We start from the raw sequence: 15,243 nt of genomic DNA, 5'->3' as shown, positions 1-15,243 counted from the left end.
AATAGTAGTTATTGCTATAGCTACTAATATAAAAAAGAAACCTCATACAGTCAACTGATAATTCTGAATTTTTAACCGTAACTTGTTTTTACTCATAAAAGAAAGACTCCCGCTATCGGGGAGTCCCTTATCTCAATATTTCATTCGCTTCTTTTTCGTAAATTTTATCAAATGAGGTCATAAGACGCTGCGATGCTTGAATCATTTTTTGATTCGTCATTAAATCTGCCATTTCTTTCGTCATATCTACATTTGAATTTTCTAGCATATGATTACGTACTGCCCCTGTTCCGTTCGGTAAATCAGCAACGTTTCCTTCTGCTAGTGTAAAGCTTTTATTTTCACGTTGCACAAGGCGAGCGTTCGCTTCTGCATCTTCTGTTTTCGTTTGCAAGCGGGCAATATTATTTTGTGTTACTTCATCGTATAATGTACCGTCTGCTTGTACAGCCACCTTTGCTCCTTCTGGAATACGAATACGTTCATTATTCTCACCCATAACGAAAGCGCCAGATGCTGTTTGTAAATAACGGTCGCTATTCACTGTAAAGTTTCCATCTCGCGTTAAAAATGTTTCATCATTTTTTGAAGTAACGAAAAATGATGATGTGCCTGCTGCACCGTCATCTATAAAGAAATCTGTAGGGCTATTTGTAATTTGTACATTTCCTTGCGCTAAATTCACATGACTCGCAGCTGGTACGACAGCGTAATCGACCGAACCGATATTTGTCGTAGCTCCATCTCCACGGCGATATGCGTCTTGCACATCAAATACTTTAGAAGTCATATTTTCTGCTTTAAACCCAGTTGTTTGGGTATTTGCGACGTTATTCGCATGAACATTTAAACGTTGCATGTAATTCATCATACCCATAGAACCTATATAAAGACCATTCATACTCGTTTGAATAAGGCAAGTGCCTTATTCTTCACCTCTTTTCTTACGATGTTTGTAACATTTGTTTCGCTAAATGTTCAGCTGTAGCGATATGTATATGTTGCTTCACGTCTTGTCCATCTGTCATTAATACAATGGGAGCTGATGATACAGCTGGAATTTTCAACAACTCACCACTACTTGCTGTTTCATCAAATTTCGTAAATACGATACCATCAATATGAATATCTTTAAAGTTCGTAATGATTTCAATCATATCTTTACTTTTCATAGAAGCTGATAACGTTAAACAAATATAATCTGGCTCTACTTGCCCCATCGTCTCGATCATTTCTTCAACCGTTTCTGACGTACGATAATTTTTTCCCGCTGTATCAATTAAAATATAATCGACGCGCGCTTCTTCTTTAAAATAAGTAAGCGCCCATGTCATTGCGGATTCATCTCGCACAGCAATTACTTCTGATCCGATTGTTTTTACGTAATCTTGCAATTGCTGCACTGTCCCAATGCGAGAGTGGTCTGTTGTAATAAAACCAACCGTTTTTTTCTTCCCATGAAACTGCCATGCCATTTTCGCAAGTGTCGTCGTTTTTCCGACTCCAGTTGGACCGATTAATGCAATTGTTTGTACCTCTTTTTCAAATACGTTTTCCATATTGAAATGAGATCTCATATCTTCCAATATGTATCCGATCACTTCTTCTTCCGTAATCATCGTTGCACTCTCAAACTTCACTTTTAACTTTTCAGTATATGCATGAATAAAATATTGTTCCACATCATTTTGCTCTAACATCCGAATTACTTTTTGAATAATAAACGGTACAGATTCCTGCTTTTCGTTTTTTATAGCTACCTCTTCTTTCTTTACAGGAATAGCTTGTTTCACAGCAGGTTGTTTTTTCGTTACTTTCGTCTCCTCCGTATGTTTCACAACGACGATTCCTTTTTCAAACAGTTGTAATAGTTTTTCTTTTTTTCTTGCCCATTCTTCACTATTTCCTGTTTGCATCGCCGCGTATGACATAGGAGTCGTTACGTTTTCTAAATTGTGTAGTACTGATTGAATTCCATTCGCCTTCACGATTTCTTCTGAAGGCTCACCTACACCATCCATTAATTGTTCATGAAATTGAGCTACGCCTTCGTTACTTTCTTCCTGTTTATCTTCAGGAAAAGCGACTAACATTTCATAATTCTTTTTCAAAAAAAACGGGATAAATGGGTGAGACATATCAACTTCATTTGCATCAACTTTTGGCTCGTAAGGATATTTTTGATGCTCTATTTCCATTAATTCTGCCGTATTATGCAATTTACAGTTCCCGTTATTGCTGTCACACACCGTACAATAAAGTAAATGATTTTCCAATAAGCGGTCCATCACCTCATGCTGCGCTGCCTTCGCACTAATAGAGGACAACTCAATATTCATACCGTCCGTCACTACTGTAGAACACGAACGTACCAGCTTTCCATTCACTTCTACAATACAAGTATCACACGTTTGAATCGGATCCACTTCCGGCACGTAACAAATTTGTGGATGTTCAATTTCGTTCTCATTAATAATGCCTAGTATAGTTGAACCAGGCTCAGCACTATATTCTTTGCCGTCAATTGTAATATGAACCATGCTGCCGTTCGTGGTTCCTCCCCCTTTTTGAGAATAAAAAAACTCCACCACGAAAATATACGCACCACATTTTTGGTACGTTATCATCATGGTGGAGTAGTTTATTAGCACATCTTGCTAAAATACCAATCCATTTATTCATAAATAAAATGATAGATTCATAACAGGTCATATCACGATTCTATCTTTAACACTGTAATTATAGCGTTAAATCGAAAAATACACAATATAATTATCGTTAAAAGGGACAAAGCACATAATGCTCTGACCTTTTTATTACCTTTCAGGATTATTCTGAGCTGACTTATTTCCCGGTACAAACCAACCAATTAGTGCAATACCGACTAATACTCCGTAGAAGATTAAAGTCCAAGTTGTACTGTGCGGGAAATCATGGTTTAAAATACCAATATCCTCATGAGCAAGTGTAATTACAGCAAGTTTGACGCCGACCCAGGCAACAATTGCATATGCTGTTGTTTCCAATGCTGGACGTTTCTCAAGTAATTGTACAAACCAAGTTGCCGCAAATTTAATTAAGATAAGTCCGGCAATCCCTCCGAGAAGTACAACGATGAACTGTCCTCCATCCATACCACCGAAATCTTCTAGCGGTGAATCCGGAAGACCGAGGGCAAGAGCAACCGCAGCTAATATTGAATCGATCGCAAAAGCAAGGTCAGCTAATGCAATCTTTCCTACTGTGAACCAATAGCTTTTACCTGCCGCTTCCTTTTCATCTTCCTCATGAATATTTTGATTGTCTTTTCCGAATTGCGCCTGAATGACATGCTTTAATCCTAAGTAAAGAAGATAGGCTGCTCCTATCGCCTGTATTTGCCAAACATTTGCAATAAATGAAATGGCAAAAAGGGCTGCAAATCGAAAAGCGAAGGCCATAATGATCCCATAATTTATAGCTCGTTTTTTCTCTTCTTCGGGTAAATGCTTGGCTATAACTGCTAGTACAAGGGCATTGTCAGCCGATAACAATCCTTCTAATCCGATTAGAATTAATAATGCCCAAGCATACTCTAGCCATATTGAATCCATCCGCTTCTCTCCTTTCTAAAACTAAAATTAGATAAGTGCTTTGCTATCAATAGAATTTCCTATTAAGCCAAATTAAATGCTAAAATTTATGGCTAAAACATTTTGACAGTTACTTTGCTGTCCTCTATTTGTTATAATTTCAACAAAAAAACAGGTTTATATTGCGGTTTTCATCCATATCAAAGCCGTAAACTAATGATATGGACTGTTTTTCCAAGTCAAGTCGATAACTAATTTATTGTTAACCATAAATTATTAATTTAACGCATTATCCGAAAGAAGTCTCCTTCCTCAAGCGTTGTTAAGGACAATAGTCCAACGGTAGGTGGGAGATGAATTTCGGTTTGGTGTAGCCAAAAAAATTGGTTTTCCTATTTATTTCGCCTCTGATATAATCAGCCTTATAAGAGGTAAAGTTTGGTATAACAATGAAATTAGATAATAATAACGCAGTGTTCATGTAGTGTTATCACATTTGGTGGTTCGCTGTAGATAAAGTAAAGCAGTCTATGGGAAATCAAGGTAAAAAGTGAGATGAACTGATATGACAAAGCATAATAAGGCATACAAATTTCGTCTGTATCCAACAGAAGAACAAGCAAATCTGATACGTAAAACTTTCGGGTGTGTACGCTTTGTGTATAATAAAATGCTGGCTGAACGGAATGAAGTATACGAAAAGTATAAAGAAAACAAGGAAGAACTGAAGAGACAAAAATTCCCTACTCCTGCGAAATACAAAGCAAAGTATGAATGGTTGAAAGAAGTCGATTCGTTAGCGTTAGCAAACGCTCAATTAAACTTGCAAACTGCGTATAAGAATTTTTTTAGTGGTCAAAGTGATTTTCCTGCATTCAAAAGTAAAAAAAGTAGAAAATCCTATACAACGAATAGGGTAAACGGAAATATTATGTTATTTCATGGTTATATTAAATTACCGAAACTGAAAATGGTACGACTGAAGCAACATAGAGAGATACCGCAAAACCATATCATCAAATCATGTACAATTTTTATGACACCTACTGGTAAATACTATGTGTCCATCTTGACTGAATATGAAAAAGAGATTGTACAAAAAGAAGTAGAAAGTGTGGTTGGATTAGATTTCGCAATGGCTGAATTGTATGTGAGTAGCGAAGATGAGAAAGCCAATTATCCTCGCTTTTATCGTCAGATGTTAGACCGATTAGCAAACGCACAACGAGTATTAGCAAGACGTGTGAAAGATTCAGAGCGTTGGAATAAACAACGCGTTCGTGTAGCTAAGTTGCATGAAAAGGTCGCAAATCAACGTAAGAATTTTCTTCATCATAAGTCCAAAGAATTGGCTACGAATTTTGACGTTGTAGCAATAGAAGACTTACATATGAAAGGAATGTCACGAGCACTTCGCTTTGGTAAAAGTGTTGCGGACAACGGTTGGAGGATGTTCACAACATTTTTAGCATATAAGCTACAAGAACAAGGAAAACAACTTGTAAAAATAGATAAGTGGTTTCCTTCTACAAAAATGTGTAGTAGTTGTGGAAGCAGAAAAGATATGTTACTATCTGAACGCACGTATGAGTGTACTTGCGGACTAAAAATAAGTCATGACTATAACGCAGCTATGAATATCAAAAAGGAAGCTATACGCTTATTAGCATTGGCATAAATAGTAACAAAATAACCTTTGGAACAAGGGAGTTAGCTCGGCTGTCCTAAGACGAATTCGTTAGCTATCAAAAGTAACGATTAATCGAGAAGCCCCCACTTCAAGTAAGCTCGTAAGAGATACTAAGTGGTGGGTAGTTCACGTTTCACTAATAATGTTTTTACAAAATACATTTTTCTTTTTTTAGAGCGATTCCATACAAAACAAAAGGGAAATACATATACACTATGTATCTCCCTTTTATTTTGTACCCAATTTTTTATTGTGTTACGGTCATAACTTGTCCACTGCGGTCAACCATAATTTTCATTTTGCCGTCTTGTGCGTTATATAACCCTAGCTTCTGGAGATCTTGTTTGCACTCTTTTACGAAGTAAGGCAATGTGCGAATTTGATCGATGTCAGAGCTCGTAATGAAATGCATTAAATGATGCGTCATTTCTTTAATATTATGAACAAGTTCTTCTTTCTCTCGCCTTAATCTTTCATTTTCAGCCTGTAGCGACTGTAATTGCCCTTCAAGACCACGTGCATTTTTTTCATCTTTCGAACGATCTGCAGCCATGCTAGAAAGCTTATAAATCCCTTCCATGAACTGGTGTAATTCATGTTCTTTCTTTTCACTACATTGACTAATAGTTTCAAAGTTGTCAACGATACCTGATATAACTGTTACGAGGCTTTTTTCATCCTCTTCACTTCGAACGTCTTCTTTTACTTCTTGTTTGCTTTCTTGTTTCGTCTGGGCAATCGTCTCTTTTACAGATATATATTTTCGTTTTCGCCCCGGCTTTTGTTTTTCAATATTTTCAAACGGGATCTCTTGTTTTTTTAATTTATAATACGTGTTTTGCAATTGGCTTTCCGTTTTTTGAAAAATATTCAGTTCATTTTTACTAACATATTTTGAAATATTTACGATGTTTAAGCCATGACGTTGACAAAATTGATATACTTCATACAATAGTTCTAGTTCAGACTTCAACCAAGTAATCGCTGATTTTTCATATACTCGCATACCACCATTTTTTTCTATATCTATTTGAAATAATACCATTCTATTATATAAATCAATTAGCTCTTCATACCCTATTCGGAATTGTTTCTCTATTTTTTTAAATTCCGCTTCTAATTTCATATCGTTCGTTTTATTATTTGACATGTTTTGTAAAAGACTTAATACATTAATTGCTGTGTGGTGATACATAATCTGTGGCACTCCCCTCACCCTCTCACAATTCTCATCGGACTCCTATGTCTTTTAAGAAAATAGAAATTTTCGCATATCCATATTATAACATTTCGGAATTATCCGTCAAATAATTAACATACAAAAGGGTATAAAAAGTATCAAAAAATGATTTTTAACAAATATTAAAAAATAAAAAATGGTTACTCAAAATATTATATCAGCAAAACTCCACTTAATTATATTATATGGTATTTAGAATATATTTTCACCGAAAAAGTTTACGTCACCACAAAATCTTATAGCTAAAATAATTGGACATCAAGTAAGAAAACCCTCACCTTTATAGTAAAATATCCATATATATCGGTTCAACTTGTCTGACTTCTTTATATTCAATTGGCTGTACGACTGATGCAGGAATTTCTTGCTCTTCCACCATCGGATAAAGAAGTCGTCTAACCATTTCTTTTGCTTCTGAAATTGGTAGTATTTGATACATCTTTGATTGAAGTAGATCACCAATTTCAAGATTGAATGTAATTTGAACGAGCTCGTCCACTTCCATCGTTTCTCCCAAATATTCCATTTCTTCTTTTAACGAAACAAATTTAACGTCTGGCGGTGTCATATCCATTTTGTCTTTAAACATTTCTGACATTGCTTTTGCAGCATCCCCCACGCTGGAGCGAAATCACCGATTTTATCTAATAATATTGCTCCTTTTCTTAACTCATACACCTCTGTTTCAACATCCTTCATTAATACTTCTTTTAATTCTGCTTCATCATATCCACTTAACATTAAACGGATCCCCTTTTGAATAAAAGGATTGTCTACTTGCTCTCCATCAACTTCTAATGAGAGTAAACCATGTTTTTAGATTTTTTCGAAAAATCAACGAACAAATCCGTTAACTGTTCTAAATCCTCCTCTCTTCTATGTAAAACAGTAAAAATACTTTTCGTATATTTTTTCTTACGATTAGTCAACCTGTATTTATAGATTTTTGATGGATTGAGTACCAAAAATCTATATCACACATGTATCCACGTATAACGCATACTAAATACCCCTAATATGATTCTTTTTTTTACTAGGGGGAGATATGATATGATGAATAAAACTATGATATTAGGCCGTTAACCGATAATCATAGTGTATATCGTGTGTAATAAGATGAAAGAGAAGCTTCAGTAACTTATTCACACACGCAATGGACGCAACTTTATGACATTTGTTATAGGGTTGCGTTTTTAATTTATCGTAGTACTCTATGATGTGATTTCGCCCGTAACGCCGTTGTTTAATCATATTTTGGATAATCAGGAAAAGTAGTTTTCGTAAATGTTTATTTCCACGTTTATTAATTTTATCTTTATAAAAAGTTTTACCAGATTGAAAGCGACGTATATCAATACCGGCATATGCATTCAATTGCTTATTATTCGCAAAACGAGTAATATCTCCTATTTCAGCCATTAAACGTACAGCTGTATTTGGCCCAATTCCAGGAAGGCTCAAAATGATACTATATTCTGCACGTTGTTCGGCAAGATGTACCATCTTGTTAATACAATGTTCCTTTTGATGAAGAAGTTCTTGATAACGCCTTGCGTATACCTTGAGTTGATCACATAGGACATCATTTTGTGAAACGGCTGGATAGGAATTTTTCGCTATTTCAAGTATTTGAATTGCCTTTTTCTCTGCCATGATAGTTGATATTTTTTTATTGGTATTGGCACGAATACGATTTTTTATGATTGTTTTAGAAAGATTTAAAACACAATCTGGATGGGGAAATAGTTGAACAAAATTTAAAAATAGATCCGATTTACTAGTGAACATTTTTTCTAATTCAGGAAATGTTAATTGAATTACTTTGTGCATACGACTACGAATCATCGATAATTCTCCATCCAGTTCGCTATAAAATATCGAAAGAGACTTTAACTGATGGAATAAGTGGTCCGTTCCATGAGATACCCTTCGGGTAACTGTAAAATGAGTAATGGCTAGTCGATGTGCATCACTTCGGTCCGTTTTATGAATCCGTAAGGAATCACATTGTAATTTTGCTTCTAAGGGGTTTAATAGACAATATGTATATTGGTTATCTTGCATAAATCGTTCTAGCTGCCTGGAATAAATACCTGTTGCTTCGAACACAATTTCAGGTGATTTGCCAGTTTCATTGGTAAGCTCATGTATCTTTTTTTGTAGCTCTTCAAATTCAGACTTTGAATGTTTGATTTCTTTTTCAAAGATACATTGTTTTTGTGCATTATAAATGACCATATAACTTTTACCCATACTGATATCAAATGCAATTACGTGTCTCATAAGGTTCCTCCTGACGTAAAGTTGAAGTCTTCATCTTACACTTATCGATTCCCATTTCTTATACACGATCTCGAAGACCAACATACTAAAAACTGATTCAAATAAGGTAAGTGAAGAAGGTCAATTTTTTTTACGGATTCGGAATCCTAAAGCATACACGACCCTTTCTTCACTTCTACTATATAAAAAATAGTAGTGCGAACCAATGCCTTGGCCTGCACTACTAATCTTAGTATGTTTTATTTCTCCAAATCTATATGCCACCACAATTGTCGCTGTTGTTCCCCCTATAACAATTAAAATAGATGAAACATCTAAAAAATTTTTAAAAGCGTTTATTCCACCACCGCCAAGCATGATCGCCGCAATTACAATGACAAAACCTATTAAAATGCCAAATGGGCTAGAAATATCAAACTTTCTCTTTTTCCTTTGTGGCCTAACTAACACTTGATTTTCGTCTCCCATATTCCTGCCCTTCCTTTTCGTTTTTATAAAACATTTTTTTATTTTAATAATACGTTTTCATATATAATAACCATTATACGACTATCATCTATTTATCGCGATATACTCATAAAATTGACACATTTCATTTCTATACTAGAATTATAATATAGCAATGTGAGGAGGATCCCTATGGAACATAATATTTTACAGGTCATTGCATTAGCAGAAAAACTAAAATACGAAATGCGACACAGCTGGCTCTCTAACGGACGTCAAGAAAGTGTTGCAGAACATACATGGCGTATGTCGCTAATGGCCATCTTAGTTGAGCCTTATTTAGATCAAAAAGTAAATATAGAAAAATTACTTAAAATGGTCATTATTCACGACCTTGTTGAAGCTGAAGCAGGTGACATCCCCGCCTTTGACACGATGAATAGCCGTGAATTACAATTACAAAAACAAAAAAATGAGCAAGAGGCCATTTTAAATATTAAACGTACATTAGAAGGTCCTCTTGGGGAAGAATTACACGATTTATGGATGGAATTCGAAGCGAAAGAAACGTATGAAGCAAAAGTTGCTAACGCGCTTGATAAACTTGAAGTGAAAATTCAGCATAACGAAGCTGACATTGATACGTGGCTACCAATTGAGCATAAGATGACTTTCCAAGTTGGTAAACATACAGATTTTGACTCTTTCTTATCCAAATTACAAAAACTCATTGAACAAGAAGGAGAAAAAAAATTACTCGCTGCTGGCATTGACGTCGAAGCTTGCAAACAGTAACCGTTTAATTATGAAATAAGACACTCAAAATGAGTGTCTTATTTCATAATTGTTGATACTGCCTGTTTGTAAATAAGTTGTTGCTTCCCATCTACTAACATTAAAATTGTAAATTTATCTACCCCAACTACTTTTCCTACTATTCTTACTCCGCTCTTTAAAAATATAGTAACTGTACCTTTTTCTTCTTTTATTTGTTTATACAATTCTTCTTGTAAACGTTCCAATAACTGTTCTCTCCTTTGTAAGTAAATAATCCTAATATAAAAACTAAAGATTATTCACTTATACACTTTGTCTTTTATATTCATAAACTTATTAATTAATATATCTAAATCTCGACTAAATAACAAAACTTTATTATGTCCTAATCCATATGTTGCAACTAGTCGAATTAATTCTTGCTTATTATTTTCTATAGTATCTTGTAGATTTCTCATCTCCATCTCTTTACAAGCTCCCTTTTCCCATAATATTACTTGTAAAATTATAGTACATTTTTACACATAAAAAAATATAAAAATGTTTTTTTACAAATTTTATATTTGTGAAAAGAAAGTTTAACGTAATTGTAAGTTACATCACAATTTATTTAACAACTCGTTCACTTATTATACACTTCCATGTCATCTTACCACTTATCCTACTATTTGCAATCAGTAATACTCCCCGATATGACGTATACTGAACATCAAACCTAAATGAACTCACAGGCTTTTGTCTAATTAGAAGTAAGACTTGCTCCTTTTCCATATAAAAACATACTGTATAAAGTAATCCATTAATTATATAGATTAATTTACTAACAAGGAGGAAAAAACATGAGCTTTGGTGGTAGTTGCGCTGGTTTCGGCGGGGGATTTGCTTTACTCATCGTACTATTCATCCTTCTAATCATTATCGGATGTAGCTGTTGGGGTGGCGGGGGATTCGGATATTAATATAAAATATCCTTTCCGTTAAGCTCAAAATGAATGAGTGCGTTAGCTAAAAACTATACGAAAACAGCTCATATTTGAGCTGTTTTTTCATACTTTCGTATGAATTTATATCCTTCTTTTTAGCGATTTCAATAAACAAAACATCGTTTAATATGAAATAAGAAACATTATTACTAAGGAGGATTATAATGATTAAAGGTCTTTATGAAGCACATTTACCTGTCCATAATTTAGAAGTTTCAATACCTTTTTACGAATCACTAGGGCTAAAATTATATAAAAGAGACAAGGATATCGCCTTCTTTTGGATTGTAGAAAATGAAAGTTGGCTTGGCCTTTGGGAAGGAAAAGAATACAAAGTTAATTATCATCCATCCTTACGACATATCGCTTTCCAAGTAAGCTTACACGATTTAGAAAACGCGATACACTGGCTAAATCAAAAAGGAATTTCAGCAAGGAAAGACTTCGGAATGGAACCAATTGAGCCTATCGTTTTTCCCGAACTAGCACACGCCTCTGTATATTTTAACGATCTTGATGGAAATAGTTTAGAATTTATTGCAAAATTACCTATTGGACTACCCAAAGCAGAAAAAATGTATTTAAGCGAATGGAAAAAGCATGTACAAACATCACCAATAGATAGGGATTAGTTTTTATGTCAGCGCAATCAGTTTCTTATTCCACACTGCTTAAAACAAATAAAAACTTCAAAAAACTATTTTATGGTCAAACGTTAAGCGTACTTGGAGATTGGTTTCATACTGTAGCTTTATTAACATTCGTCTATAGCATAACAGAATCTCCGTTTATGATAGCGCTCACTTTTATGAGTAAAGGATTACCTCAACTCCTTCTTAGCCCATTCATAGGCGGAATTGTAGACCGTTTTTCCAAAAAGAAGATTATGATTTCCACCGATATTCTACGAGGGATTATCGTCCTCACTTACTTATTTGCATTCTATAAAATTGAGATTATTTTCGTTTCTAATATATGTTTATCTGTACTCTCTTGTTTATTCGAGCCCGCTAAGCAATCAACTCTAAAGAATATCGTACATCGAAATCATTTAGTAACCGCTAACTCTCTTTCTAGTACAATCAATGGTTCTATGTCTATTATGGGGGCTTCTTTAGGTGGGATTATTGCACAATCTTTAAATATTGAGATCGCTTTTTTAATGAACAGCCTGTCATACTTTATTTCAGCCTTTATTATTTATAAAATGCATATCCCTTCTCGTAATACTTTTAACACGAAAAAAGCATTTATTACTGATATAAAGGATGGTTATACATACATATTACAAAGAAAAATTATTTTAACATTAATTCTTGTCGGAATTTTATATACGGTTCAAGGAGCGAGACTTATGATTGGTAGTCTTCTCGTTAATTCATTTATATATATATATATATATATATATAAATGAAGAAAAAATGAAAAGAGCATTTGGTTGGGCCTATTTACTACAAGGATTTTTCTTTCTCGGATTCATTCTATCCGATCAACTTATTATCGGTATCATTACATTACTCTGTATGCGTATAGCAGGAGGAATCATCGTTCCACTTGATACGACATTGCTACAAACGTATACGTCAGAAAACATGATTGGTAAAGTTTTCTCATTCCACTACTCCATTTACGGATCTCTTATTCAGTTATCAATGTTTATAACAGGATGGCTTTTAGAAATATTTTCTCCGCAAATAATCGGTAGTTCGCTAGCTTTATGCTGTATTTTCGTTAGTTTTATATGGCTTTTCTTGTTTTATCGCGGGGAACTTAGTGAAGAATCTACTATCACATAATGAGGTTGGCCTAAAAGTAGCTGAATAGCTACTCGGGTTAATCCCATTTTTATTTGAAGGAAAAACAAAATCGATTCAAGTCTCTATTACCAATCAAAAACAGAGAAAAGAAGTTATATGACAAACGAAAAATAGATGTGGAATGGGGGCTTCTTTCTGCTGCACATAACTTACGGAAATGGACAACAATAACTCAAAAAAAGCCCCTAAAACAAATTCATAGAAAAAATCAACAAATTTACTTGTATATGAAGCATTTCCTCATTCATATAAAGGTAAATAAAAAGAAGATGTCTCCAAAAGGTCATTTTTAATGAACTTTTGGGACACTCCCATTCTTTTTCATTATTACAACATAGTTGTAGACTAACAGGGACGACTTTTACAGTTTATTTTAGAATCAATTACAAAATAGTCGTGAACTATCTGTTCATAAGTTGATATGCATTGTATGTCCAAAAATTTATTACCCAGATTTTATAGGGGAAGATTTTGATAAAGAATCCATGAATTGTTTTTTAGTATAATGGTAAGTTCTATGAGTATAATAAACTTTTGCAGTAGCAAGATTATCACAAAGAGAACACTTAATTTGATACGAAGCTTTGCTAACATGGGGAGTGTCTAACAATAGTAATGTTTCTTTCATATGTGAGGTACAGACCCACATAATGTCACCCCTTCATTAATATTTTACAGTAACACTTACTCTCAAAGCGAAAAATGAAAATATCTTTACTTTGTGGGGTCACTTTCTTCTTAAATTTATCTGGCCTTCATTTCTTCAATTGTTCTGCAATTATCTCATCCCAAGAGGTCGAAATATCTTTACTTGTTTTACAGGGCTTTTTTAGCTGATTTTTTCTGCCTACCTACAATTATTGCGTTTTCTTTCGGAAAATTTTTTATCAGTTTTATATGATAAAGATGATTTCTAGAAACATCTATTAAACATAAGCTCCTACCCAAGTCGCTCCTGTTTGTTTACTTCTGAATATTTTATCATCATAAATTCATTGACCACTAAATCTAACTTTTGGCTGAATTCAACGGTTTTTTGATTAGTTAATCCATATTTCTGCGCTGATATTTCCATTTCGCGTTTGAATTGATTGTATTCATTTAAATTTTTTTTCAGCTTCATGAAGCTTCCTCCAATCATAACGTAAGCATAATATTTTCCGTAAATCGTATAAGGTTTGAGAGCGCTCTTTAAAGATTGAATGGCCCCCGCTTTGCTATTCAACTAAATCAAACCCGATAATTTCTTTTATTAAGCACGATTGTGCAATTTGCCACAGAAATTATATAGGGGTGATACGTGTAAAAACTCTCATACCTTCAAAGATAGGAATTTTATGTTTATTCACACTTTTTGCTCAAGAAGTTTTCGGGTATAGATGGTTACCCATTTCCTTGGCAACAGGCCCACAGATTTAGCCATAAGTTTATTTTTAAAGCCCGGGATGATTACCCTTTTATTCTTCATTAATCCTTCAAATCCGCACTTGGCAACCGTTTGTGGATCCAACATGTTCTTATTGAACACCTTCGTGCCTGCCCCGGAGAATTGCTGCGTGAGTGTTGTTTTGGTAAAACTTGGACATAGCACTGAGACTTGAACACCGGTTCCTTTCAGTTCTTCAGCAATCGCTTCCGAAAAGGATAAGACGTACGATTTACTCGCTCCATACATCGACATTCGTGGAACTGGCTGAAAGGCCGCCAGTGAAGCCACGTTTAAAATTTTACCTTTCTTTCGTTTCACCATGTCATCCGCAAAAAGTCTGGTTAAATACGTAAGTGAAATCATATTGAGTTGCAGATATTCCATTTCCTTCTGAATATCTACTTCCGTCATAAGTCCGAATCCGCCAGCTCCGGCATTATTAATCAAAATATCGATGTCAATTCCCCCGGTTTTCAAGTATCGATGCAAGCTCTCTACCGTTGTATAGTTGCCTAAATCGCCGGCAAAAGTATTTACTTGCATACCATAATCCTTTTTTAAATTCTCGGCTTGTTGCTCCAACAACGTTGCGTCTCTGGCGACTAACACCAAATTATAGCTATGACCTGCGAAAATTTTAACGAATTCCAAACCAATTCCTTTTGTAGCACCTGTAATTAAAACAGTTTCTGTTCTCATCCGTCTTCTCCCCCTGTTTTATTTATCCAGTTGAGCAATGAGAAATTGCTTTTTATCCCTGCCTTGAACAACAGATTCAGAATCTGTTACATCCAGTGCTAGGACAAGGGCTCGTTTCCCTAATACTTCGATTTCTTTCACAACTTTCTCGTAAGCCTCTATACGACGTGAACATACTACAACGTTTGCATCTTCCTTTACCAACACAAATCCTTTCAGGATCTGTTAAACCAAACAATTGTTTAGGTACCATTCTAGATACCTTAATTTTTAGAATGTTCAAAATTTTATAAAACTTATCATTGT

At 34.5% G+C, this 15,243-nt stretch carries 13 protein-coding genes and 7 pseudogenes; 5 read left to right on the top strand and 15 right to left on the bottom strand.

Features of this window, described 5'->3' with window-relative positions; all coding sequences use genetic code 11:
• Positions 1-127: 127 nt before the first annotated feature.
• From MR109_RS09410 to MR109_RS09390, 5 genes and pseudogenes are all read right to left on the bottom strand, one after another.
• Entirely contained in the window at positions 128-901 is a 774-nt protein-coding gene (locus tag MR109_RS09410) for a flagellar basal-body rod protein FlgG (RefSeq protein WP_277930984.1), read from the bottom strand.
• 43 nt (positions 902-944) lie between these two features.
• Positions 945-2,123 (bottom strand): annotated as a pseudogene (flhF, locus tag MR109_RS09405) (flagellar biosynthesis protein FlhF); the annotation flags it as partial.
• A pseudogene (locus MR109_RS09400) lies at positions 2,124-2,540 on the bottom strand (2Fe-2S iron-sulfur cluster-binding protein); the annotation flags it as partial.
• Entirely contained in the window at positions 2,521-2,712 is a 192-nt protein-coding gene (locus MR109_RS09395) for a hypothetical protein (RefSeq protein ID WP_082182971.1), read from the bottom strand. The gene MR109_RS09395 and the pseudogene MR109_RS09400, both read right to left, overlap by 20 nt.
• 104 nt (positions 2,713-2,816) lie before the next feature.
• Complete coding sequence (locus tag MR109_RS09390; RefSeq protein WP_242271846.1) at positions 2,817-3,593, bottom strand: TerC family protein; 777 nt, start codon at positions 3,591-3,593, stop codon at positions 2,817-2,819.
• Between the two features lie 544 nt (positions 3,594-4,137).
• Between MR109_RS09390 and MR109_RS09385 the strand changes: the two genes are divergently transcribed.
• A complete protein-coding gene (locus tag MR109_RS09385) occupies positions 4,138-5,250 on the top strand; it encodes an RNA-guided endonuclease TnpB family protein (protein WP_374202573.1) in 1,113 nt (370 codons plus the stop codon).
• A 259-nt stretch (positions 5,251-5,509) separates the two neighbouring features.
• Here MR109_RS09385 and MR109_RS09380 read toward each other — a convergent pair whose 3' ends face one another.
• The 5 genes and pseudogenes from MR109_RS09380 to MR109_RS09360 form a co-directional block, all read right to left on the bottom strand.
• Positions 5,510-6,457, bottom strand: a complete 948-nt coding sequence (locus tag MR109_RS09380) for a DNA-binding domain-containing protein (protein ID WP_242272027.1) — start codon at positions 6,455-6,457, stop codon at positions 5,510-5,512.
• 337 nt (positions 6,458-6,794) lie between these two features.
• A pseudogene (locus MR109_RS09375) lies at positions 6,795-7,121 on the bottom strand (chemotaxis protein CheC); the annotation flags it as partial.
• Positions 7,109-7,416 (bottom strand): annotated as a pseudogene (locus MR109_RS09370) (MotA/TolQ/ExbB proton channel family protein); the annotation flags it as partial. The pseudogenes MR109_RS09375 and MR109_RS09370, both read right to left, overlap by 13 nt.
• Positions 7,417-7,573: 157 nt before the next feature.
• Positions 7,574-8,785 carry an IS110 family RNA-guided transposase gene (locus MR109_RS09365; protein ID WP_242271845.1) on the bottom strand — a complete coding sequence of 404 codons (1,212 nt, stop codon included), beginning with the start codon at positions 8,783-8,785 and terminating at the stop codon, positions 7,574-7,576.
• A gap of 237 nt (positions 8,786-9,022) precedes the next feature.
• Positions 9,023-9,253: pseudogene (locus tag MR109_RS09360) on the bottom strand (chemotaxis protein MotA); the annotation flags it as partial.
• Between the two features lie 171 nt (positions 9,254-9,424).
• Between MR109_RS09360 and MR109_RS09355 the strand changes: the two are divergent.
• On the top strand, positions 9,425-10,027 hold the full coding sequence (locus MR109_RS09355) for an HD domain-containing protein (RefSeq protein WP_048373336.1): 603 nt from the start codon (positions 9,425-9,427) through the stop codon (positions 10,025-10,027).
• 38 nt (positions 10,028-10,065) lie between these two features.
• Here MR109_RS09355 and hfq read toward each other — a convergent pair whose 3' ends face one another.
• Complete coding sequence (gene hfq / locus MR109_RS09350) at positions 10,066-10,254, bottom strand: RNA chaperone Hfq (protein ID WP_002171262.1); 189 nt, start codon at positions 10,252-10,254, stop codon at positions 10,066-10,068.
• A gap of 54 nt (positions 10,255-10,308) precedes the next feature.
• A pseudogene (locus tag MR109_RS09345) lies at positions 10,309-10,525 on the bottom strand (Spo0E family sporulation regulatory protein-aspartic acid phosphatase).
• Positions 10,526-10,848: 323 nt separating this feature from the next.
• On the opposite strand from MR109_RS09345, the gene MR109_RS09340 reads away from it, so the two are divergent.
• The 3 genes and pseudogenes from MR109_RS09340 to MR109_RS09330 all read left to right on the top strand — a co-directional run bounded on the left by MR109_RS09340 (position 10,849) and on the right by MR109_RS09330 (position 12,788).
• Positions 10,849-10,968, top strand: coding sequence for a YjcZ family sporulation protein (locus MR109_RS09340; RefSeq protein ID WP_000007804.1), 120 nt, complete (start codon positions 10,849-10,851; stop codon positions 10,966-10,968).
• 188 nt (positions 10,969-11,156) lie between these two features.
• Complete coding sequence (locus MR109_RS09335; RefSeq protein ID WP_002171260.1) at positions 11,157-11,624, top strand: VOC family protein; 468 nt, start codon at positions 11,157-11,159, stop codon at positions 11,622-11,624.
• Between the two features lie 5 nt (positions 11,625-11,629).
• A pseudogene (locus MR109_RS09330) lies at positions 11,630-12,788 on the top strand (MFS transporter).
• A 961-nt stretch (positions 12,789-13,749) separates the two neighbouring features.
• Here the strand turns inward: MR109_RS09330 and MR109_RS09325 are convergent.
• From MR109_RS09325 to MR109_RS09315, 3 genes are all read right to left on the bottom strand, one after another.
• Positions 13,750-13,932, bottom strand: a complete 183-nt coding sequence (locus MR109_RS09325; RefSeq protein ID WP_098319550.1) for an aspartyl-phosphate phosphatase Spo0E family protein — start codon at positions 13,930-13,932, stop codon at positions 13,750-13,752.
• 222 nt (positions 13,933-14,154) lie between these two features.
• Positions 14,155-14,937 (bottom strand): SDR family NAD(P)-dependent oxidoreductase, encoded by a 783-nt coding sequence (locus tag MR109_RS09320; RefSeq protein ID WP_242271844.1) that lies wholly within the window; start codon positions 14,935-14,937, stop codon positions 14,155-14,157.
• A gap of 18 nt (positions 14,938-14,955) precedes the next feature.
• Positions 14,956-15,141 carry an SDR family NAD(P)-dependent oxidoreductase gene (locus MR109_RS09315; RefSeq protein ID WP_242271843.1) on the bottom strand — a complete coding sequence of 62 codons (186 nt, stop codon included), beginning with the start codon at positions 15,139-15,141 and terminating at the stop codon, positions 14,956-14,958.
• Positions 15,142-15,243 lie beyond the last annotated feature (102 nt).

It is taken from the genome of Bacillus cereus group sp. BfR-BA-01310, assembly GCF_022664325.1.
In the GTDB taxonomy this organism is placed as follows: Bacteria; Bacillota; Bacilli; order Bacillales; family Bacillaceae_G; genus Bacillus_A; species Bacillus_A paramycoides.
This window is presented reverse-complemented; position numbering and strand designations above follow the sequence as displayed.